This is a genomic window from Streptomyces sp. NBC_01255, from assembly GCF_036226445.1.
Classification (GTDB): domain Bacteria; phylum Actinomycetota; class Actinomycetes; order Streptomycetales; family Streptomycetaceae; genus Streptomyces.
Genome location: NZ_CP108474.1, coordinates 5,426,087 through 5,445,625, shown reverse-complemented (window position 1 = coordinate 5,445,625; position 19,539 = coordinate 5,426,087). Strand labels below are relative to the sequence as shown.

Sequence of the window (19,539 nt, the reverse complement as noted above, 5' to 3'; positions counted from 1 at the left end):
ACCGAGGAGTGGTACGGGACGGCCCGGATGCTGGACAGAAGCCTGTCAGGAGCGCTTGGCGAAGGCCGCGCCCTCGGGGTTGCGGGCCTTGAGGACCAGGTACGAGACGGCGAGGATCAGGCCCCAGACCGGCGCGCCGTAGAGCGCGACCCGGTTGCCCGCGTCCATGGCCATGGTCACGACGACCATGGCGATGAAGGCGAGCGAGAAGACACTGAGCCAGATGCCGCCGGGCGCCTTGAACGACGACTGCGGCACCTCACCCCGGTCGGCCTTGAGGCGGTAGCGGATCTGGCAGATCAGGATGACGATCCAGGCCCACATGCCGGAGATGGTGGCGAAGGAGACGACGTAGTTGAACGCCTCGCCGGGCCACTGGTAGTTGATCCAGACGCCGACCATCATCAGCGCGGCCGAGACCGTGGTGCCGATCAGCGGAGTGCCGGACTTGGTCAGCTTGGTGAAGGCCTTCGGGCCCTGGCCGTTGAGCGCGAGGTCGCGCAGCATGCGGCCGGTGGAGTACATGCCCGAGTTGCAGGAGGAGAGGGCCGCGGTCAGCACGACGAAGTTGACGATGGCGGCGCCGACGCCGAGGCCCATCTTCTCGAAGGCGGCGACGAACGGGCTGACGCCCGGCTTGAACTCGGTCCACGGGACGACCGACAGGATCATGATCAGCGCGCCGACGTAGAAGACGGCGATGCGCCACGGCACGGTGTTGATGGCCTTCGGCAGGACCGTCTTCGGGTCCTTGGACTCTCCGGCGGTGACGCCGACCAGCTCGACCGCGAGGAACGCGAACATGACCATCTGGAGGGTCATGAGGGTCGAGAAGATGCCGTCCTTGCCGGCGAAGAAGCCGCCGAGGTCCCAGAGGTGGGTGACGGAGGCGGTGTCGCCGGCGTCGGAGAAGCCGAGGGTGAGGATGCCGGCGCAGATCAGGATCATGCCGATGATCGCGGTGACCTTGACCATGGAGAACCAGAACTCCAGCTCACCGAAGAGCTTCACGGAGATCAGGTTGGCGCCGTAGAGGATGACGGTGAAGACGAGCGCCGAGATCCACTGCGGGATGTCCCACCAGTACGTCATGTAGGTGGCGGCGGCGGTGACCTCGGTGATGCCGGTGACGACCCAGAAGAGCCAGTACGTCCAGCCGGTCGCGAAGCCCGCGAACGGGCCGATGAACTCGCGAGCGTACTCGGAGAAGGAGCCCGACACCGGGCGGTACATGAGGAGCTCGCCGAGCGCCCGCATGATGAAGAAGATGACGAGGCCCGCGACGGCGTACGCGAGGATCAGGCTCGGTCCCGCGATGGAGATGCCCTTGCCCGCGCCGAGGAACAGACCGGTGCCGATGGCGCCGCCGATCGCGATCATCTGGATCTGACGGGCGCCGAGTGCCCGGTGGTAACCCTCGCCCGACGCGGAGTCCTCGGCCTCATTGCCGTCGTGCTGCTTGTCGACCTGCACTGAGGTCATGGTGGTGCGCCTTTCTCCATGCTGATCCGCGCGACTTCGAGTGAGTCTGCTGCGGATCAGGTCCTGATCCCCCCGGATGTGGAATGGAGTGCCACCGGCGGTCAGCCGGCCGAAGCGCCCTCGGGAACATGGGTGGCGTCCCGAGTGGTCGTGAAGATTTATCACGGCGCGAGGGGTGATCGACGGGGGCGCATGTGGCGCAAACCACACAAAAAGACGGACAAAGAGGACTCAACGGAGCAAGGGTGGGCACCTTGATAACGCATTCGTTATCCGGATTTGAGCGTCCGCTGAGCGAACACCGCGCAGCGCTGCGGTGGCGCTACGGCATCAGGGTCTCGACGAGGGACTCCTGGAGCGCGCCCAGCCAGAGGTACGCCATCACCATCGGCTTGCGCGGGTCGGAGTCCGGCAGCCGGTACAGCTGCTCGCTCTCCTCGTCCTTGACCTCCAGGCGGGTCCCGATGGTCAGCCGGAGGTCGTTGAGCGCGCCGAGCCAGGCCCGGGACTCGTCCTGGGTCAGCTTCAGGACGGCCCCGCCCTCGCCCGCCGATTCGCCGGCGAGGGAGTCCAGCGCGCGTACGACCACGAGGGCGTCCTCGCGCTTGCGGGCCCGCAGGTCGTTCTCGGTGTAGCGGCGGAAGTCGGCGGCGGACGCCCGCAGGTCCTCGCTCTCGTCCCCGTACGCGTCGGGGAAGAGGCGCCGGAGCGCGGGGTCGGACGGGGGCTCGCTGGGGCCCTCGGCGAAGAGCGCCGCCAGCGGGTCGGCGTCGGCCGCGGGCTCGTCGCCGGGGCCGATCAGCTCCATCAGCTGGACGGCGAGGGAGCGGAGGATGGAGATCTCGACGTCGTCGAGCGCGACGGCCGCGCCGCCACCGGGCAGGTTCTCGAAACGCCCGGCCATCAGAAGCGGTCCTGGGAGAGGGTCGCCCAGAGGCCGTAGCCGTGCATCGCCTGCACGTCCCGCTCCATCTCCTCGCGGGTACCGGCGGAGACGACCGCCTTCCCCTTCTCGTGCACGTCGAGCATCAGCTTGTGCGCCTTGCCTTTGGAGTAACCGAAGTACGACTGGAAGACGTAGGTCACATAGCTCATCAGGTTGACCGGATCGTTGTGCACGAGGGTCACCCAGGGCACGTCCGGTTCGACGACCGCGGAGACCTCCTCGGCCGATTCCGTACGTTCGATCTCAATAGGCGCGACGCTCACTCACCCCATGCTGCCACTCCGGGGGGCCCATCGCACAAACGGGGCACCCACACCGCCCCCTATTCGTCACTCTGACGATTTCTGCGCTAGCATCGCTGACATGAACGCTGCGGACCTTGGGCTGCCGGTGGACGTGCCGTCGACCGCGCTCTTCACCGATCAGTACGAACTGACCATGCTCCAGGCCGCCCTGCGGGCCGGCACCGCCGACCGGCACTCGGTCTTCGAGGTCTTCACCCGGCGGCTGCCCGAGGGGCGCCGCTACGGCGTCCTCGCGGGCGTCGGCCGGGTCCTGGACGCCGTCGAGAACTTCCGCTTCGACCCCGCCGTCCTGGGCTTCCTGCGCGAGCACGGCATCGTCGACGAGCCGACCCTGGAGTGGCTGGCCGGATACCGCTTCTCCGGCGACATCTGGGGCTACCCGGAGGGCGAGGTGTACTTCCCCGGCTCGCCCGTCCTGCGGGTCGAGGGCTCCTTCGCCGAGTGCGTGCTCCTGGAGACCGTGATCCTCTCGATCCTCAACCACGACTCGGCGATCGCGGCCGCCGCCTCCCGCATGTCGGCCGCGGCCGCCGGGCGCCGCCTGATCGAGATGGGTGCCCGGCGCACCCACGAGCTGGCCGCCGTCGCCGCCTCCCGCGCCGCGTACGTCGGCGGCTTCGAGGCCACCTCGGACCTCGCGGCCGGCTTCCGCTACGGCATCCCGACCGTCGGCACCTCCGCCCACGCCTTCACCCTCCTCCACGACAGCGAACGGGACGCCTTCCAGGCCCAGGTCGAGACCCTCGGACGGGGTACGACCCTGCTCGTCGACACGTACGACGTGACCGAGGCCGTCCGTACCGCCGTCGAGGTGGCGGGGCCCGAGCTCGGCGCCGTCCGCATCGACTCGGGCGACCTGCTGCTCGTCGCACACCGGGTGCGGGCGCAGCTCGACGAGCTGGGCGCGCGGAACACGAAGATCGTCGTCACCTCGGACCTCGACGAGTACGCCATCGCCTCGCTCGCGGCGGCGCCGGTCGACGCGTACGGGGTGGGCACGCAGCTGGTCACCGGCAGCGGCCACCCGACCTGCTCCATGGTCTACAAGCTGGTCGCCCGGGCCCGCTCGGCCGACCCCAAGGCGCCCCTGGTGCCGGTCGCGAAGAAGTCGGTGGGCGGCAAGGCCTCGGTCGGCGGGCGCAAGTGGGCGGCCCGGCGGCCCGACGCGTACGGCGTCGCCGAGACGGAGGTCGTGGGCACGGGACCGGTCCCGCCGGAGCTCGTCGACCACCAGCTCCTGGTCGAGCTGGTCAAGGGCGGCGAGGTGGTGGCCCGGGAGCCGCTGGAGGCCGCCAGGTCCCGGCACATCGAGGCCCGCGCCGGACTGCCGATGTCGGCGATCCAGCTCTCGCGCGGCGAGCCGGTGCTGCCGACGGAGTACGTCTAGGAACGCCTGGAGGCTTGCCCCTCCCCTGGGGAGGGGGAAGTCTCTAGGCTCGATCCCACCCCTATCCGACGCGCTAAGGACACCCGCCATGCACCGCGCATTGATCGTTGTGGACGTTCAGAACGACTTCTGCGAGGGCGGCAGCCTCGCGGTGACGGGCGGCGCGGACGTCGCCGCCGCGATCACCGACCTGGTCGGCCAGACGGCGGGCTCGTCCTACCGGTACGTCGTCGCCACCCGTGACCACCACGTCGACCCGGGCGCGCACTTCGCGCCGGAGGGCGAGGAGCCGGACTACGTCACCTCCTGGCCCGTGCACTGCGTGGCCGGCACGGAGGGCGTCGGCTTCCACCCGAACTTCGCGCCCGCCGTCGCCAGCGGGGCGATCGACTCGGTCTTCGACAAGGGCGCCTACGACGCGGCGTACAGCGGCTTCGAGGGTCTTGACGAGAACGGGCGGACGCTCGCGGAGTGGCTGCGGGAGCGGGACGTCACCGAGGTCGACGTGGTGGGCATCGCCACCGACCACTGCGTCCGGGCGACGGCCCTGGACGCGGCGCGGGAGGGTTTCCGGACCCATGTGCTGCTGGAGCTGACGGCCGGGGTCGCGAAGGCGACGACAGCGAAGGCCCTGAAGGAGCTCCGGGCGGCCGGGGTCCAGCTGACGGGCGAGCCGGTGGTGTGACGGGGGCGGTGCTCTACGCCGCGGGCTCCTTCGGGAGCGTGCGGACCGGGTGCCAGAGTTCCTGGGCGGCGCCGGGCGCGGATCTCCAGAGCAGGCCGTCGGGGTGGTGCAGGACGGCCGTGATCTCGTCCGGGGTGGGCGGCTCGCTGTTGCCGCGGAGGTAGACCGCGCGCAGGCCGAGGTTCCGCAGCCGGGTCAGGGCGCGGGCACGGTTGGCGGCGTGGACCAGGAAGCGGACCGAGGCCCCGTCGCGGGCCGGGCTGGGCAGCCCTATCGCGACGACCACGCTGCCGCCCGGCAGCTTGCAGAACCCTCCGTTGGGCATGCGGAACCACTCCCCCGTGGATCAGATGTCAATAAGAACTGCGTCAGACGCACCTAAACACGATCGGCCGCCGCCCGCTAGGGGGCGACGGCCGATCACGCTTTGACCTGCAGTTTTACCGACTACTTGGTGGACGGACCCACCTGGACCGTGATCGTCTGGCCGTTCTTCGGCTCCTTGACGACCTGGATCTTGGTGTTGGTGTCAGTTACCTGCACACCGGCCCGCTCGGTCTCCTGGTACCAGTAGGTGCCCTTGCGGTCGTCGAAGACCGGGTTGCCCGGCTGCGACTTGACCCACACCGGGACGTCCGCCTTGTGGAGCTTGAGGGCGTCGGTCCGGTAGGTGCCGAAGGTGGAGTCGTACGCCTGGACGCGGTTGCGCATCAGGGTGCCGTCGGTCCACTTCAGCGGGGTGGCGTGGGCGTCGACCGGAAGGATCAGGCCCTTGCCCGGGTGGACGGCCGTGTTGTTGTCCTTCTGGGAGAGGTCCCACTTCCAGACGAGCAGGCCGTTCTGGTACGGGTAGTGCTCGACCCAGCTGGACTTCTCACCCGCGAAACCGAAGTTGTACGGGCCGACCTTGAGGGTCTGGTCGTACGAGACGTACTGGCGGTTCTCCGCGATGTAGTACTGCTCGTACTCCTTCGTGAAGCCCTTGCCGACGCGCGAGAAGCCCTTCGCCACCCAGCCGTTGTCACCGTTCTCGGCGTTGTCCGAGAAGAGGGTGGCACCGTCCGCGGTCAGCGTGATGGCGTCGGCGGTGAAGCCCTTGCCGCCCGCGCCGCCGTCCGTCTGGTAGCGGAAGCGGAGGTCGACCTTCTTGCCCGCGTAGGCGTCGAGGCCGTAGACGAGCTTCTTGTGCTTCTCCGAGACGTCGGTCAGCGCCGGGGCGCCGCTCGCGTCGCGCGGGAGGGCCACGCCGTCGGCGGTGCCGTCCAGGGCCGTCCAGTTGGCGCCGCCGTCGGTCGACACCTCGGTGTAGAGGTAGTCGTAGTCGAGCTCGATGTCGTACCAGCCCTGGAGCTCCAGGGAGGCGGACGTCTTGCCCGTGAGGTCGACGGAGCGGGTCAGGGTGTTCTTGAGGTCGTCACCCATGTTGCTCCACCACTGCGTGGCACCCTCGGCGGGCGCGACGACATCGGTGGTGACCTGCTTCTTCGGCAGCTCGACGACAAGAGCCTGCGGGTTCTTGGTGTTGTACTCGGCCACACCCAGCTTGTGGGTGGACTTCGTCCCGCGCTGCTCGTTGCTCACCTTGGTGTAGTTGAGCCAGCCGAGCTGGAGCTTGTCCCAGGAGTTCATGTCGCCGGGCAGGTCGCCGATGGCGTCCTTGCCGCGGCCGAGCCAGGAACCGGACGACATGAGCGACCAGAAACCGGTCGAGTTCTCGGCGCCCTTGAGGCCCGAGGTGTCGTACAGGTCCGGGAGGCCGAGGTCGTGGCCGTACTCGTGCGCGAAGACGCCGAGGCCGCCGTTCTCGGGCTGCATCGTGTAGTCGCCGACCCAGATGCCCGAGTCGCCGATCTGCGTGCCGCCGGCCTTGTTGTCCGCCGGGCCGGTCTTGCCCGCGTTGGTGCCGTAGGCGTACCAGCGGTGGGCCCACAGGGCGTCGCCGCCCTGGGCGCCGCCGCCCGCCGACTCGTCCTCGCCCGCGTGGACGATCTGGAAGTGGTCGATGTAGCCGTCGGGCTCGTTGAAGTTGCCGTCGGCGTCGAAGTCGTACCGGTCCCACTTGTCGTACTCGGCCATGTCGGCCTTGATCTGGGCGTCGGTACGACCCTTGGCCTTCTGGTCGGCGACGAAGGCGGTGACGCCGTCGCGGACCGCGTCCCAGACGTTGGAGCAGTTGCTGTTGCCGCAGTAGTTCGAGCCGTAACGGGCCTCGTTGTACTCGACCTTGACCCAGTCGGAGACGCCGCCCTCGACCGAGTAACGGCCGGAGGAGGTCTTCTCCATGTAGGTCTTCAGCGACTGCTTGGGCTGTCCCTTGGCGTCCTTGCCGGTGCCGAAGTACAGGTCCTGGAAGTGCTGCTGGTTGTAATCCGCCTGCCAGGCCGTGGAGTTGTCCTTCGCACGGTCGGGCTCGGCTATCTGGTTGTGCAGCGGGCCGGGCTCGCCGCCGAACTTCGGCTTCAGCTCGGTCGTGTCGTCGTCGGCGCGGTCGACCAGGGTGGTGGTGTCCACCTTGTCGCCGAACTCGACGAGGATCGTGAAGATCTTGTCGGTCTTCTCGCGGCCGAGCTCGACGTACTTCTTGCTGTCGAGCTTGACCACCTGGGAGCCGCCACGGCGCTCGACCTGGGCCTCGCCGCTCAGCACCTGCTCCAGGGCGGCCTTGCGCTGCTGCGCCTGCTGCTCGCTGAACGGCCCCTCGAGGTCGTGGTCGACGGCCGTCTTGTCGATCCCGGCGCCGGGCGCCGGGTCGTGGCGGACGTCGACGGACGTCACGCCGTTGCTGTCGGCCCAAGCGGTGGAGAAGGTCGAGGCGGTGGCGGCGGTGGCCGCGAGCGCCACGACGACTGCGGACGCTCTGATCGCCCGTCGTCTGTTGGTCACTTGATGTAGTCCTCCCCGGCGCCCACGCATCCGGACTGAGGTGGGGAGTCCGTCCAGCGGGGTCGCGCGTCACAAGTGACGACATTTGACCGGAGTGGCGCAAGAAAAGACAGATCTTGACTTGCACAGACCAACTGCACTATGTGGGATCGGATTTCCGATAATCGGGCGTCCAGCAGGCGCATCACGGCCGATGGTTGAGCGTCGCGTGACTCCGTGCGCCCCCCGTGCACCGGCACGGTGGGTTAGGTCACGCTTACTACTGGTTCCCTCCGGGCATCCACCGTCATAGAGTCGAACCGATGTCCTGAGGGGGCGGTACCTGTCATGCAGCGACCGAACGCCGCACAGCTCGCCTACGGTTCGGCCACCGTCGCCCTCGCGACCGTCGCCCTGCTGTTGCTCTCCCGTACGACGACGACCCTCGGGATCGCGGTGATCTGCGCCGCGGGCCTGCTGCTCGGCCTTCTCGTTGCGGTGACGATGCCGGTACGGGCGAGGTCCGTCAAGGCCTCCGCGCCGCCGGTTCCGGCGGATTCCCCCACTCTCTCCGTCCCTTCCGCCTCCGCTCCCGGGAACGAAGAGATCCGGATACCGGCCGCGCGCGTGGGCGCGGGCGCCGATACCCGGATCGGTTCGTAGGGCCCTGGTCCGTAAGGCTCTAGGAGGCGGTGACGACCACCGTCTTCGCCGCCTTGTCGTGCAGACCCTGCTTGTAGGGCTTGTCGACCAGGATGAGGATCAGCAGGAGCAGCGGCCACAGGCAGGCGCAGCAGATCAGCGCGGGCAGCCACAGCACGACGGCCCTCAGCAGCGACTGGCTCATCGGGGGCGTCGAGCCGTCGTTGAGCATCGCGACCCGGAGCTTCAGCAGCTTCTTGCCGAGCGTCTGGCCGTTCTTGGCCACCATCACCGTGTCGTAGGCGACGTACGCGACGATCGTGATGAGCTGGAAGACCAGCTGGCTGCCGCCGTTGAGACTGTTGACCGTGTCGCCGAAGTCGTTGCCGTTCTCGGTCGCCCGACTGTAGATGTCGAACGGGATGCCGATGATCGCCAGCGGCACCGCGACGATGAACCAGTCGATCACGCGGGCCAGGATGCGCCGGCCGGACTCGGCGAGCGGCGGCATCCCGGAGAGCGGATCGGTCCCGCCGTAACCACCGCCGTAAGCGCTCCCGTACGGAGGCGGGGGCGGCGGCATGTTGTCGTACGGGGAACCGGGCGGGGTCCCGTAGGGGCTCCCGGGCGGGGGCCCGCCCGGAGGCGGTTCCGGCGGGGGCGTTCCGTCGGGCGGCGGCTGGCCGGCGTTGGGCGGTGTGGGCTCCTGCGGCCTCTTGAGGAACGGGTCCTCCTCGGGCGGCTGGCCGGGCGGCGGCTGGTCGGTGCTCATGGGGGCAGTGCATCCCGGGGGCGACCACCCCGCAAGGAATCATCGCCCGTTCGGGGGACCGCCCCCGAACGGGCGCCGCCGTCCTGCCTACCGCGGTCCCCGGATCGCGTCCTGCCTACCGCGCGACGAAGGTGCGGGCCGCCTTGTCGTGCCAGCACTGGCGCCAGGGGCGGTCGAAGAGGCACCACAGGACGTTGAAGACGCCGATGACCAGGAGCCCGAGGACGCTGTAGACGAGCCAGCGCCGCAGGGCCGCGCCGAACCGCGGCGGCTGGTGCGCCTCGATGTCCCGCACCTCGAGTCCGCACAGCTTCTTGCCCAGGGTCCGCCCCCACTTGGCGGTGGGCAGCGCCTCGTACAGGATGCCGATCACGAACAGCGAGGCGAGCACGATGCCGAACTGCACGGACGTGGTCGAGTCCAGGAGCCAGACCTGGACGGTGGTGCCGGACTGCTTGGCCGCCTCGATCTTGCCGTCGATGTGGTCGAGGGCGGCGGTCACGAAGGGGACGGCCGCGGCGCCGACGAGCGCGCCCAGGACGATCGTGTCGATCAGCCGGGCCAGCAAGCGCCTGCCGAGACCCGCGGGGCGGGCGGAGGCCTGGGCGCGGGCCGCCTGCTGGAACACGTCCTCGACCGGCGGCTTCCACGGCAGGACCGGCTGCTGCTCCTGCTGCTGCTGTTGTTGTTCTTGGGGCTGGGGTTGCGGTCGGGGCTGGGGCTGGACTTGGGGCTGCGGCTGCTGAGCCCAGGAGGGCGCGGCGGGGGCGGGGGCCTGGGCAGCGGGCTCGGGAGCCGGCCGAGGTGCCGGGGCAGGGGCAGGCGCGGGCGCGGGCGCCGGAGAGGGCGCGGGCGTGGGCGCCGGGGTGACCGGCATTCCGCCGAGGCGGGCGGCTCCCCCGGTCGACCGGGGGTCCGCCGCCGGGGCGGGTGCCGGGGCGGCCGCGTGGGGCTCGACGGGCTCGTTCGCGCCCGCCACGGGCCACTCGGCCGGGGTGCGCGGGTCGGGGACGACGGGGGCCCTCCGCTGGGGCTGAGACTGCGCGTGGGCCGGGGCCTGGGCCTCCGGCTGGTCCTGGGGGGCGCCCCAGGCGACCCTCTGGTCGCGTTCGCCGCCGAAGCCGGTCTGCCGGGCGGTGTCCGCCTGCCAGGCCGAGGAGGGCTCCGGTGTCACCGGCGCCTCGTCGAAGTCGTCGAAGAAGACGGGTCCCGTCTCCTCGACCGCCGGTACGGGGGCCGCGGGAAGGGCGGCCGGGACGGGCGCAGCGGCCAGCGCCGGGCTGTGGCCCTGGTTCTGGGCCACGTGCCGGCCCGCGCCCGGTGCCGCGCTCGGTGCGGGGCTCGGTGCGGGAGCCTGGCTCTGCGCCGGCGCGAGGTTCTCCGCCGCCGCCGGGTTCTCCGCCGCCGGGTAGTGCGCGATCACCGGCGCGGGCGCCGGGCCGGAGGCCAGGATCGGACCCGCGGGGATCGCCCCGGCCGGCGGGTTCGGTGCGCCCTCGCCGTCCTTGGGCGCCGGCCGGCTCGTACCGGGCACCCAGGCGCCCCCGTTCCAGTACCGGATGTACCCGGGAATGGACGGGTCCGGGTAGTACCCCGCCTGCGGTACCTCTCCGCCGCCTCCAGGAGGAGTAGCCACTGCCCCGACTCCGTTCAGTCACAACGCCTTTGATCCCACGGCCGCACCCCCGGGCATGCCGCGCCCAAGGAGGACAGTAACGAAGAACGTCCCCGAGGGAAGAAAGAGCCCACGAGAAAGACCGCCTTCGGGCGACAGAGACCGGAATCGGTCACTCATGGTGATGTTCGGGCCGACGCATCCGGGGGCTGCGGGGGGGGGTGCGGGGGGCTGGGGGAGTCTGCGGGGAGCCCGCAAAAAACTTTCCGAAAAAACTTCCCGAAGTCGCGTAATGAACGGCGTGGACCCCGCTCTCTCCTGGTGAAGGCCCGTCCGGGGCCCCGCCGCGAGAGGACGTACGACCATGCAGAACACCGACAACACCACCGTAGAACGCGAGCTGGAGCTGAAGCTGGTGCTCTCCCCCGAGCGCGCCGTCCCCGTCCCCGCCCGGCTCGCCTACCGCACCGACGACCCGTACGCCGTCCACATCACCTTCCACGTCGGCTCGGACCACCCGGTCAACTGGACCTTCGCGCGCGAGCTGCTCGTCGAGGGTGTCTTCCGGGCCTGCGGCCACGGCGACGTCCGGATCTGGCCGACGAAGGTCGAGGGCCGCAGCGTCGTCCTGATGGCGCTCTCCTCCCCCGACGGCGACGCCCTGCTCGAAGCCCCGTCCGCGCAGGTGTCCGCCTGGCTGGAGCGGACCCTGCGCGCGGTGCCGCCGGGCACCGAGTCCGAGCGGCTCGGCATGGACGACGGTCTCGCCGAACTCCTGGCGACCACCGTGATCACCGACGAGCTGTGGCTGCGCGACCCGTGGCCGTCGGACGAGTCGCAGGACGGCGAGCTGTGAGCCGCCCCCGCCACCTGACCCTCGTAGCGGGGTTCTCAGAACAGCTTTCCGGGGTTGAGCAGCCCCAGTGGGTCGAAGGTGTGCTTGATCCCGCGCTGGAGTTCGAGGCCGACCGGACCCAACTCCCTGGCCAGCCACTCCTTCTTGAGGACGCCCACGCCGTGCTCGCCGGTGATCGTGCCGCCGAGGGCGAGCCCGAGCGCCATGATCTCGTCGAAGGACTCCCGCGCCCGCCGCGACTCGTCCTCGTCGGCGTGGTCGAAGCAGACGACGGGATGGGTGTTGCCGTCCCCCGCGTGCGCGCAGACGCCGATGGTCAGGTCATATTTCTCCGCGATCGCCGACGTGCCGTCGAGCATCGCGGCCAGCTTCGTCCGCGGGACGCACACGTCGTCGATCATCGTCGCGGACTTGATCGTCTCCAGGGCCGTGAGGGAGAGCCGGCGCGCCTGGAGGAGAAGTTCGGACTCGGCGGTGTCCGCGGCCGGGACGACCTCGGTGGCACCCGCCGCCGTGCACAGCTCGCCGACGGCGGCCAGATCGGCCGCCGGGTCCGGGCTGTCGAAGGCACACAGGAGGAGCGCCTCGGTGGTGTCGGGCAGACCCATGCGCGCCAGCCTGTTGACGGCCTGGACGGTGGTGCGGTCCATGAGTTCGAGCAGCGACGGGGTGTGTCCGCGCTCCATGATCGCGCAGACGGCCTCGCAGGCGGCGGCCGCGGAGGGGAACTCCGCGGCGAGCGCGAGCTGTGCCGGGGGCTGCGGCCTGAGCGCGAGCACCGCCCCCACGACGATGCCGAGGCTGCCCTCGGATCCGACGAAGAGCCTGGTCAGGTCATATCCGGCGACGCCCTTGGCGGTGCGGCGGCCGGTGGTCAGGAGCCGGCCGTCGGCGAGGACGACGTCGAGGCCGAGGACGTACTCGGCGGTGACGCCGTACTTGACGCAGCACAGACCTCCGGAGGCGGTGCCGATGTTCCCGCCGATGGTGCACGTCTCCCAGCTGGAGGGGTCCGGCGGGTAGTACAGGCCTTGTTCGGCGACGGCCCGTGACAGCACGGCGTTGACGACACCCGGTTCGACGACGGCGATCCGGTCGACCGGGTTGATCTCCAGGATGCGGTCCATCTTGACCAGGGAGAGCACGATGCAGCCCTCGGAGGCGTTGGCGCCGCCGGACAGGCCCGTGCGGGCTCCCTGGGGGACGACGGGGACACGGAGTTCGGTCGCGGTCCGCATGACGTGCCGGACCTGTTCGACCGTGCGCGGGAGCACGACGACCGCGGGGTCGCCGGCCGCGCAGAAGCTCGCCATGTCGCGGGAGTAGGAGGCCGTCACGTCCGGGTCGGTGAGGAGCGCCTCGGCGGGTAGCCCGGCGCGCAGCCGCGTCAGAAGATCGTCCATGGGTCCAGCGTGGCACCCGGGGCCATCGGTGTGAACCCGCCGGAGCGGGCGCTTCGTGTGCTCTTCGTACAGGTGCGTACGGGCGCACAGTGAGCGCCATGAAGACCCAGAACGTGTCGAGGACGGTCCTGGCGGCGGGAGTGGGCGCGGTCCTCGCGGCAACGGCCCTGCTGTACGTCCCCGAGCTCGTCGGCCAGGGGCCGCCGCGCCCGCCCGGTCCGGCGGAGCGGGCGACGATCGCGGCGCACGCCGGCGCGCAGGCCGCGCTGCCGGACCTGGCCGCGCTGATCACCGACCGGGAGAAGTGGCTGCGCGCCCACCCGGACGACGACGCGTCCTGGGCGGTGCTCGGCGCGGCGTACACGGAGCGCGGGACGCGGATCGGCGACGTACGGGACTACCCGAGGGCGGAGCGGGCGCTGAAGCGCTCCCTGGCCGAACAGCCGGCCGCCCGGGGCAACGTGGACGCGCAGCTGGGTCTCGGGGCGCTCGCGGGGGCGCGCGGCGACTGGAGGTCCGCGAAGGAGTGGGGTGAGCGGGTACGGACGGCGGCTCCGGGGCGCTGGCCCGCGTACCCGGTCCTGATCGACGCGTACAACGGCCTCGGCGACTACGAGGCGGCCGGGAAGGCGGCGGAGAAGCTGGAGGAGCTGCACGCGGGCGCGGTCGTGCGCGCGCGTGCGTCGCAGATGTACCGGAACCGTGGCTGGCGCGAGGACGCCGACGCGGCGGCGCTGGACGCGGCGGCGCTGGCGGAGACGGACGCGGACAAGGCGGCGGCGCTCGCGCGGCTCGGGGACCTGGCGTGGGAGCGGGGCGAGGCGGAGGAGGCCCTCGTCCGGTTCGGGGCGGCGTTGCGGCTCGTACGGGACCACGGGCCGTCGCTTGCGGGGCGTGCGCGGGCGCTCGCGGGCCTGGGCCGTACGGACGAGGCGCTGCGCGACTGGCGGGCGGCGCTGGCCCGGCTGCCGCTGCCGGAGTACGTCCTGGAGGCGGGCGAGCTGTACGAGGCGGTGGGCCTGGAGGGGGACGCGCGGGCGCTGTACGAGCGGTTGCGGACGGGTGCGTGGGTGCGGGCGGAGGTGGCTCTGGGGCTGCTCGACGCGGACCACGGCGCCCCGGCGGCGGCGGTCACGCGGCTGCGGGCGGAGTGGGCGCGCGGGCACCGCTCGGTGGCGGTGGCGGACGCGCTGGGGTGGGCGCTGTACCGGGCCGGGAAGCCGAAGGAGGCGCTGGAGTACGCGAAGCGGGCCACGGACGAGGGGCTGCGGAGCGCGCTCTTCGCGTACCACCGGGGCGAGATCGAGCGGGCTCTGGAGCTGCCAGGACCGGCCCGCCGCCATCTGGCGGAGGCGCTGCGGACCAACCCGGAGTTCTCCCCGCTGCACGCCCGGCGGGCGGAGCAGGCCCTGACGGCCCTGGGCGAACTGCCCGACGAGCTCCCGAAGGAACTCCGCCCGGACCCGCCCGCGGAAGCCGCGAAGGCGGCGGGGCCGAAGGAGGAGGCGGAGGGCGCGACGGCGGCCGACGGCGGCACCGCGAAGGCACCGGGGACCGCGGGGACGGCGGGCTCGGGCACAGCGGGCTCGGGCACAGCGGGCTCGGGCACAGCGGCTTCCGACGGCGCGGCGCGCGAGTAGCGCGGGCGCCGTCGGAAGCGCTCCCGGCCCACCCCCCGTATGGGCCGGGAGCACATGTGGGAGGGTCCCGGAGCCGGAGCCCCGGAACCCTCCCACACAGCGATGGCGGCGACGACTAGAGGTTGCCGCGCTTCTCCTGCTCGCGCTCGATCGCCTCGAACAGGGCCTTGAAGTTGCCCTTGCCGAAGCCCATGGAGCCGTGGCGCTCGATCATCTCGAAGAAGACAGTCGGGCGGTCCTGCACCGGCTTGGTGAAGATCTGCAGCAGGTAGCCGTCCTCGTCGCGGTCGACGAGGATCTTCAGCTCGCGCAGGGTCTCGACGGGCACGCGGGTCTCGCCCGCCCACTCGCCGAGGGTGTCGTAGTACGAGTCGGGGGTGTCGAGGAAGGACACGCCCGCCGCGCGCATCGCGCGGACCGTGGCGACGATGTCGTTGGTGGCGAGGGCGATGTGCTGGACGCCGGCGCCGCCGTAGAACTCCAGGTACTCGTCGATCTGCGACTTCTTCTTCGCGATCGCCGGCTCGTTGATCGGGAACTTCACCTTGAGGGTGCCGTCCGCGACGACCTTCGACATCAGCGCCGAGTACTCGGTCGCGATGTCGTCGCCCACGAACTCCTTCATGTTCGTGAAGCCCATGACCTTGTTGTAGAAGCCGACCCAGTCGTTCATCTTGCCGAGCTCGACGTTGCCGACGCAGTGGTCGATGGCCTGGAAGGTGCGCTTGGCCGGCGGCTCGACGATCGGCTTCGCGGAGACGAAGCCCGGCAGGTACGGGCCGTCGTAGCCGGAGCGCTCGACGAGGGTGTGGCGGGTCTTGCCGTAGGTGGCGATCGCGGCGAGGACGACGGTGCCGTTCTCGTCCTTCAGCTCGTACGGCTCGGTGACGCCGGTGGCGCCGTGCTCGACGGCGTAGGCGTACGCGGCACGGGCGTCCGGCACCTCGATGGCCAGGTCGACGACGCCGTCACCGTGCTCGGCGACGTGGTCGGCGAGGAAGCGGCCCCGGTCGGTCGAGACCTTGATGACGGAGGTGAACACGAAACGGGCGGCGCCGTTGGTGAGCACGTAACTGGCGGTCTCGCGGCTGCCGTTCTCCGGTCCGGAGTAGGCGACGAGCTTCATGCCGAAGGCCGTGGAGTAGTAGTGCGCGGCCTGCTTGGCGTTGCCGACGGCGAAGACGACCGCGTCCATTCCCTTGACCGGGAAGGGATCGGCCTTACGCGCGGTGGAAGGGGTGTGATCGAGGGTCTCAGTCATGGCAGCAATGTCCCGCCGTTCGGCAAGGTGCGCAAGGGTTTGTTGATGTGCTGGTCAATCTGTACAGCGACAGGCGAGGATGGCCGTGCGACTTGTACATCCTGACCATGAGGAGACCGCCGTGGCGATCGATCATTTGGACGGCCGGCTGATCACGCTTCTCGCGCGCGAGCCGCGCATAGGAGTCCTGGAGGCCTCCCGGCGCCTCGGAGTGGCGCGCGGGACGGTCCAGGCACGCCTGGACCGGCTCCAGGAGAGCGGGGTGATCCGCGGCTTCGGGCCGCAGGTGGACCCGGCGGCACTGGGTTATCCGGTGACGGCGTTCGCGACGCTGGAGATCAAGCAGGGCCAGGGGGCGGACGTGCGGGGGCACCTGGCGACGGTGCCGGAGGTGCTCGAACTGCACACGACGACGGGCCACGGCGACATGCTCTGCCGGCTGGTCGCCCGTTCCAACGCCGACCTCCAGCGGGTGATCGACAAGGTGGTCGCCTTCGAGGGGATCATGCGGGCGTCGACGGCGATCGTGATGGAGAACCCGGTGCCGCTGCGGATCATCCCGCTGGTGGAGCAGGCGGCGCAGGAGTAGGACGGACGAAGGACGGGCGAAGGGGCGAACGCAAAGAAGTCTCTGCAAAAAGGTCTCTGCAAAGAAGAGGTTGCAAAGAAACCCTTGCAACCTCTTCTTTGCAACTCTAGGCTTGAGACATGTCCGAGCCCGAGAAGCATCTGAGCCGCACCCTGGACCCCCGCTCCCTGCGCGGGCTCGCCCACCCTCTCCGCATCCAGCTGCTGCGCGCCCTCCGCCGCTACGGACCCGCCACCGCCTCCCAACTGGCCGAGCGGCTAGGCGAGTCCAGCGGCGCGACCAGCTATCACCTGCGCCAGCTCGCGACGGTCGGCTTCGTCGAGGACGACCCGACGCGCGGCAAGGGCCGGGAGAGATGGTGGAAGGCAGCCCAGCAGGGGACGGCCCTGGACGAGACGCTCCACAAGAACCCCGACCCCGAGGTGCAGGGCGCCATCGAGGTCCTCCTGTTCGAGGTGGCGACCACCCACACGCAGGAGATGAACACGTACCTCGGCACCCGGCACGACTGGGACGAGACGTGGCACAGCGCCTCGGACATGAGCGACTTCACGCTGCGGCTGCCGGCCGCGAAGCTGCGCGAACTGAACGAGAAGCTCCACGAGCTGATCGACACCTACCGCGACACCGCCGACGCCGACGCGCCGGGCGCCGAGCGCGTACGGCTGCACCTGCACGCGTTCCCCCAGCAAGAGGACTGACGGAAGGAACCACGGAGCCATGCACGCCGACATCCACCTCCAGCTCCACCGGCTACAGGCCGCCGAACTCCACCACGAGGCCACCGCCTCGACCCGCACGCACGACGCCCCGCGCACACCCACCCCCACCCTCCGCGTCCAACTGGGGTGGACGCTCGTCGAGTTTGGGCTCCGCCTGGTCACGCCGGCAGACCGCCGCCCGGCCCCCTTGGCCGCATGACCGCTCCGGGGGGACACGAAGCGGGTACGACGAAGGGCGCGCGCGGCCCGCTGACCACCGTCCTGAGCGCCAACGCCGTCTCGATCACCGGCAATTCACTCACCCTGATCGGCGTCCCGTGGTTCGCGCTCGACACCACGGGAAGCCCCGGCAAAGCGGGGTTCGTCGCCTTCTGCGCGGCCCTCCCCGTCCTCCTCTCCACGCTCGCCGGCGGCCCGGTCATCGACCGCCTGGGGCGGCGCCGGGTCAGCATCGCCTCCGACCTGATCTGCGGCCTCGCGCTCGCCACGATCCCGCTGCTGCACCACCTCGGCGTCCTGGAGTTCTGGATGCTGTGCGCGCTGATGGCGGTCAACGGCCTGTGCCACGCGCCCGGCGAGATGGCCCGGCACGTCCTCGTCCCCGACCTCGCGAAGCGCGCCGGGACCGCACTCCCCCGGGCCGCGAGCCTGTACGACGCCGTGGCGCGCGGTGCGCGGATGACGGGCGCCGCGATCGCCGGACTGCTCGTCGCGTTCCTGGGCGCCGACACCGTCCTGCTCCTCGACGCGGCCACCTTCTGTCTCTCCGCGCTGCTGGTCACCGCGGGCCTGCGCGGGGTGCCCTCGGCGGAGCCGATGCGCGACGGACCCCGGCTCTCCCCCGCCCGCTACCGGGCCGACCTGCGCGAGGGGTACGCCTACCTGTTCAGGTCCCGGCTCCTCCTCGGCATCATGGTCATGGTGATGGTCACCAACGGCCTGAGCCAGAGCTGGAGTTCCGTCCTCCTGCCGGTCCACGCCCGGGAGGAGCTGAGCGGGCCGGCCGCCCAGGGCCTGCTGGTCGCGGTCTTCGGCGGCTGCGCGCTCGCCGGGGCGCTGCTGTACGGGGCGGTCGGGGCGCGGTTCCCGCGCCGGGCCGTGTTCGCGGCGGGGTTCCTCGTCGGCGGCGCCCCGCCCTATGTGGTGGCCGCGATGACCGACACCACGGCACCGCTGCTCGTGACGATGGCGGCGGCGGGATTCGGCGTCGGCGTCCTCAACCCGATCCTGACGACGGTCATGTACGAGCAGGTCCCGGAGGCGCTGCGCAGCCGGGTCGTGGGCGCGAGTACGGCCGGGGTGCTGCTCACGACCCCGCTCGGGGGTCTGGCGGCCGGCTTCCTGGTCGAGCGGGTGGGCTTGACGTCGACGCTGCTCGGCATCGGCGCGCTCTACTTCCTCACGACGCTCGCCCCGATGGTGTTCCCGGCCTGGCGGGGGATGGACGTCCAGCCTTCGGGGTCCATACCCGGCGGCGGCGCTCCGACCGCCGACGAGCCGACCGGCTCCAGACCGACGGGCTCCGGACCGACCGGCTCGGGACCGACCGGCTCGGGACCGACCGGCTCCGGACCCGTCAGCAGCTCGGGACCTTCGACTCCTGTCCCTGTTCCAGGGCCCGGAGGGACGCCACGGCGTCGCTGAGCGCGGTGACGGGGACGAGCCGCAGGCCCTTCGGCTGCTCGGCCTGGGCGTCGGAGCACTCCGCCTTCGGCACGAGGAAGACGGTGGCCCCGTCCCGCGCGGCGGCCTGGGTCTTGAGGGACACGCCGCCGACGGCGCCGACCGTACCGTCGGCCTCGATCGTTCCCGTACCGGCGACGATCCGGCCGCCGGTGAGATCGCCGCCGTCCCCGTCGCCGTCGAGCTTGTCGACGATGCCGAGGGAGAAGAGCAGCCCGGCGCTGGGCCCGCCGATGTCGGCGAGGTGCAGGGTCACCTTCACCTCCTCGGGGTTCAGCTTGAGGTAGTCGAGCGCGGCGAGGGTCGCCGAGTCCTGGGACTGCTTCATCTGGCCGAGGTTGTGCTTCTCGATCTCGGCGTCGGACTTCCCCGACGGGTAGACGGAGTCGTGCGGCAGGACGGCCCGGTCCGTGCGGAACCAGGCGTCGGCCACGTCCCCGAGGTCGACCTCGGTGGACGGCCCGGTCGCGACGATGGTCGTCATCCTCAGCTGCCCCTCGGTCGGCCGGACCGGGGCGCCGGTGATGGTGATGACCTCACGCCCCTTGTCCTTGCCGAGCACGTCGGCGGTCGTGCCGGGCTGCGCGATCGCGTACGGCAGCGGCGCGAGCCCGACGACGGCGAAGAGCGCGGCGACGGGCAGGGCGCAGAGCGCGAGGGCGCGGGGACGAGAAAGGCTGGAGAGCACG

At 71.0% G+C, this 19,539-nt stretch carries 19 protein-coding genes; 9 read left to right on the top strand and 10 right to left on the bottom strand.

Annotation, left to right across the window (positions count from 1 at the left end; translation table 11 throughout):
• Positions 1-45: 45 nt before the first annotated feature.
• From OG357_RS24655 to clpS, 3 genes are all read right to left on the bottom strand, one after another.
• The gene (locus OG357_RS24655) at positions 46-1,482 is read right to left on the bottom strand and encodes an amino acid permease (protein ID WP_329623219.1); all 1,437 of its coding nucleotides are present in this window, start codon (positions 1,480-1,482) and stop codon (positions 46-48) included.
• A gap of 322 nt (positions 1,483-1,804) precedes the next feature.
• Positions 1,805-2,386, bottom strand: a complete 582-nt coding sequence (locus OG357_RS24650) for a DUF2017 domain-containing protein (RefSeq protein ID WP_329623218.1) — start codon at positions 2,384-2,386, stop codon at positions 1,805-1,807.
• A complete protein-coding gene (gene clpS, locus OG357_RS24645) occupies positions 2,386-2,691 on the bottom strand; it encodes an ATP-dependent Clp protease adapter ClpS (RefSeq protein ID WP_024756388.1) in 306 nt (101 codons plus the stop codon). The genes OG357_RS24650 and clpS overlap by 1 nt, the downstream gene beginning before the upstream one ends.
• A gap of 100 nt (positions 2,692-2,791) precedes the next feature.
• Here clpS and OG357_RS24640 point away from each other — a divergent pair, with 100 nt between their 5' ends.
• Both OG357_RS24640 and OG357_RS24635 read left to right on the top strand, forming a co-directional pair.
• Positions 2,792-4,120, top strand: a complete 1,329-nt coding sequence (locus OG357_RS24640; protein ID WP_329623217.1) for a nicotinate phosphoribosyltransferase — start codon at positions 2,792-2,794, stop codon at positions 4,118-4,120.
• An 88-nt stretch (positions 4,121-4,208) separates the two neighbouring features.
• Positions 4,209-4,805 carry an isochorismatase family protein gene (locus OG357_RS24635; protein WP_329623216.1) on the top strand — a complete coding sequence of 199 codons (597 nt, stop codon included), beginning with the start codon at positions 4,209-4,211 and terminating at the stop codon, positions 4,803-4,805.
• Between the two features lie 13 nt (positions 4,806-4,818).
• Here OG357_RS24635 and OG357_RS24630 read toward each other — a convergent pair whose 3' ends face one another.
• Both OG357_RS24630 and OG357_RS24625 read right to left on the bottom strand, forming a co-directional pair.
• The gene (locus tag OG357_RS24630) at positions 4,819-5,130 is read right to left on the bottom strand and encodes a hypothetical protein (protein WP_024756391.1); all 312 of its coding nucleotides are present in this window, start codon (positions 5,128-5,130) and stop codon (positions 4,819-4,821) included.
• 122 nt (positions 5,131-5,252) lie between these two features.
• Entirely contained in the window at positions 5,253-7,688 is a 2,436-nt protein-coding gene (locus tag OG357_RS24625) for an immune inhibitor A domain-containing protein (protein WP_329623215.1), read from the bottom strand.
• 327 nt (positions 7,689-8,015) lie between these two features.
• Between OG357_RS24625 and OG357_RS24620 the strand changes: the two genes are divergently transcribed.
• The gene (locus tag OG357_RS24620) at positions 8,016-8,330 is read left to right on the top strand and encodes a hypothetical protein (protein ID WP_329623214.1); all 315 of its coding nucleotides are present in this window, start codon (positions 8,016-8,018) and stop codon (positions 8,328-8,330) included.
• 19 nt (positions 8,331-8,349) lie between these two features.
• Here OG357_RS24620 and OG357_RS24615 read toward each other — a convergent pair whose 3' ends face one another.
• Both OG357_RS24615 and OG357_RS24610 read right to left on the bottom strand, forming a co-directional pair.
• Positions 8,350-9,081, bottom strand: coding sequence for an RDD family protein (locus OG357_RS24615; RefSeq protein WP_329623213.1), 732 nt, complete (start codon positions 9,079-9,081; stop codon positions 8,350-8,352).
• Positions 9,082-9,196: 115 nt separating this feature from the next.
• Positions 9,197-10,717: an RDD family protein gene (locus tag OG357_RS24610; protein WP_329623212.1), complete on the bottom strand. Its 1,521-nt coding sequence runs from the start codon at positions 10,715-10,717 to the stop codon at positions 9,197-9,199.
• A 343-nt stretch (positions 10,718-11,060) separates the two neighbouring features.
• Here OG357_RS24610 and OG357_RS24605 point away from each other — a divergent pair, with 343 nt between their 5' ends.
• Entirely contained in the window at positions 11,061-11,552 is a 492-nt protein-coding gene (locus OG357_RS24605) for an SsgA family sporulation/cell division regulator (protein WP_056641124.1), read from the top strand.
• Between the two features lie 35 nt (positions 11,553-11,587).
• On the opposite strand, the gene OG357_RS24600 is transcribed toward OG357_RS24605, so the two are convergent.
• Positions 11,588-12,955 (bottom strand): FAD-binding oxidoreductase, encoded by a 1,368-nt coding sequence (locus OG357_RS24600; protein WP_329623211.1) that lies wholly within the window; start codon positions 12,953-12,955, stop codon positions 11,588-11,590.
• Positions 12,956-13,053: 98 nt separating this feature from the next.
• On the opposite strand from OG357_RS24600, the gene OG357_RS24595 reads away from it, so the two are divergent.
• Positions 13,054-14,595 carry a tetratricopeptide repeat protein gene (locus tag OG357_RS24595; RefSeq protein WP_329623210.1) on the top strand — a complete coding sequence of 514 codons (1,542 nt, stop codon included), beginning with the start codon at positions 13,054-13,056 and terminating at the stop codon, positions 14,593-14,595.
• Between the two features lie 115 nt (positions 14,596-14,710).
• On the opposite strand, the gene hppD is transcribed toward OG357_RS24595, so the two are convergent.
• On the bottom strand, positions 14,711-15,856 hold the full coding sequence (gene hppD / locus OG357_RS24590; protein ID WP_329623209.1) for a 4-hydroxyphenylpyruvate dioxygenase: 1,146 nt from the start codon (positions 15,854-15,856) through the stop codon (positions 14,711-14,713).
• A 121-nt stretch (positions 15,857-15,977) separates the two neighbouring features.
• On the opposite strand from hppD, the gene OG357_RS24585 reads away from it, so the two are divergent.
• From OG357_RS24585 to OG357_RS24570, 4 genes are all read left to right on the top strand, one after another.
• The gene (locus OG357_RS24585) at positions 15,978-16,445 is read left to right on the top strand and encodes an Lrp/AsnC family transcriptional regulator (RefSeq protein WP_329623208.1); all 468 of its coding nucleotides are present in this window, start codon (positions 15,978-15,980) and stop codon (positions 16,443-16,445) included.
• A 119-nt stretch (positions 16,446-16,564) separates the two neighbouring features.
• A complete protein-coding gene (locus tag OG357_RS24580; RefSeq protein ID WP_329623207.1) occupies positions 16,565-17,146 on the top strand; it encodes an ArsR/SmtB family transcription factor in 582 nt (193 codons plus the stop codon).
• Positions 17,147-17,165: 19 nt separating this feature from the next.
• On the top strand, positions 17,166-17,366 hold the full coding sequence (locus OG357_RS24575) for a hypothetical protein (protein ID WP_329623206.1): 201 nt from the start codon (positions 17,166-17,168) through the stop codon (positions 17,364-17,366).
• Positions 17,363-18,811, top strand: a complete 1,449-nt coding sequence (locus tag OG357_RS24570) for an MFS transporter (protein WP_329623205.1) — start codon at positions 17,363-17,365, stop codon at positions 18,809-18,811. The genes OG357_RS24575 and OG357_RS24570 overlap by 4 nt, the downstream gene beginning before the upstream one ends.
• Here the strand turns inward: OG357_RS24570 and OG357_RS24565 are convergent.
• On the bottom strand, positions 18,744-19,538 hold the full coding sequence (locus tag OG357_RS24565) for a S16 family serine protease (RefSeq protein WP_329623204.1): 795 nt from the start codon (positions 19,536-19,538) through the stop codon (positions 18,744-18,746). The genes OG357_RS24570 and OG357_RS24565 overlap by 68 nt on opposite strands.
• Between the last annotated feature and the right edge of the window lies 1 nt (position 19,539).

Bases quoted from the DNA above. Each gene is read 5' to 3' on its own strand.
- OG357_RS24655 (WP_329623219.1), bottom strand. From the start codon at position 1,482: ATGACCTCAGTGCAGGTCGACAAGCAGCACGACGGCAATGAGGCCGAG.
- OG357_RS24650 (WP_329623218.1), bottom strand. From the start codon at position 2,386: ATGGCCGGGCGTTTCGAGAACCTGCCCGGTGGCGGCGCGGCCGTCGCG.
- OG357_RS24640 (WP_329623217.1), top strand. From the start codon at position 2,792: ATGAACGCTGCGGACCTTGGGCTGCCGGTGGACGTGCCGTCGACCGCG.
- OG357_RS24635 (WP_329623216.1), top strand. From the start codon at position 4,209: ATGCACCGCGCATTGATCGTTGTGGACGTTCAGAACGACTTCTGCGAG.
- OG357_RS24630 (WP_024756391.1), bottom strand. From the start codon at position 5,130: ATGCCCAACGGAGGGTTCTGCAAGCTGCCGGGCGGCAGCGTGGTCGTC.
- OG357_RS24620 (WP_329623214.1), top strand. From the start codon at position 8,016: ATGCAGCGACCGAACGCCGCACAGCTCGCCTACGGTTCGGCCACCGTC.
- OG357_RS24615 (WP_329623213.1), bottom strand. From the start codon at position 9,081: ATGAGCACCGACCAGCCGCCGCCCGGCCAGCCGCCCGAGGAGGACCCG.
- OG357_RS24605 (WP_056641124.1), top strand. From the start codon at position 11,061: ATGCAGAACACCGACAACACCACCGTAGAACGCGAGCTGGAGCTGAAG.
- OG357_RS24600 (WP_329623211.1), bottom strand. From the start codon at position 12,955: ATGGACGATCTTCTGACGCGGCTGCGCGCCGGGCTACCCGCCGAGGCG.
- OG357_RS24595 (WP_329623210.1), top strand. From the start codon at position 13,054: ATGAAGACCCAGAACGTGTCGAGGACGGTCCTGGCGGCGGGAGTGGGC.
- hppD (WP_329623209.1), bottom strand. From the start codon at position 15,856: ATGACTGAGACCCTCGATCACACCCCTTCCACCGCGCGTAAGGCCGAT.
- OG357_RS24580 (WP_329623207.1), top strand. From the start codon at position 16,565: ATGTCCGAGCCCGAGAAGCATCTGAGCCGCACCCTGGACCCCCGCTCC.
- OG357_RS24575 (WP_329623206.1), top strand. From the start codon at position 17,166: ATGCACGCCGACATCCACCTCCAGCTCCACCGGCTACAGGCCGCCGAA.
- OG357_RS24570 (WP_329623205.1), top strand. From the start codon at position 17,363: ATGACCGCTCCGGGGGGACACGAAGCGGGTACGACGAAGGGCGCGCGC.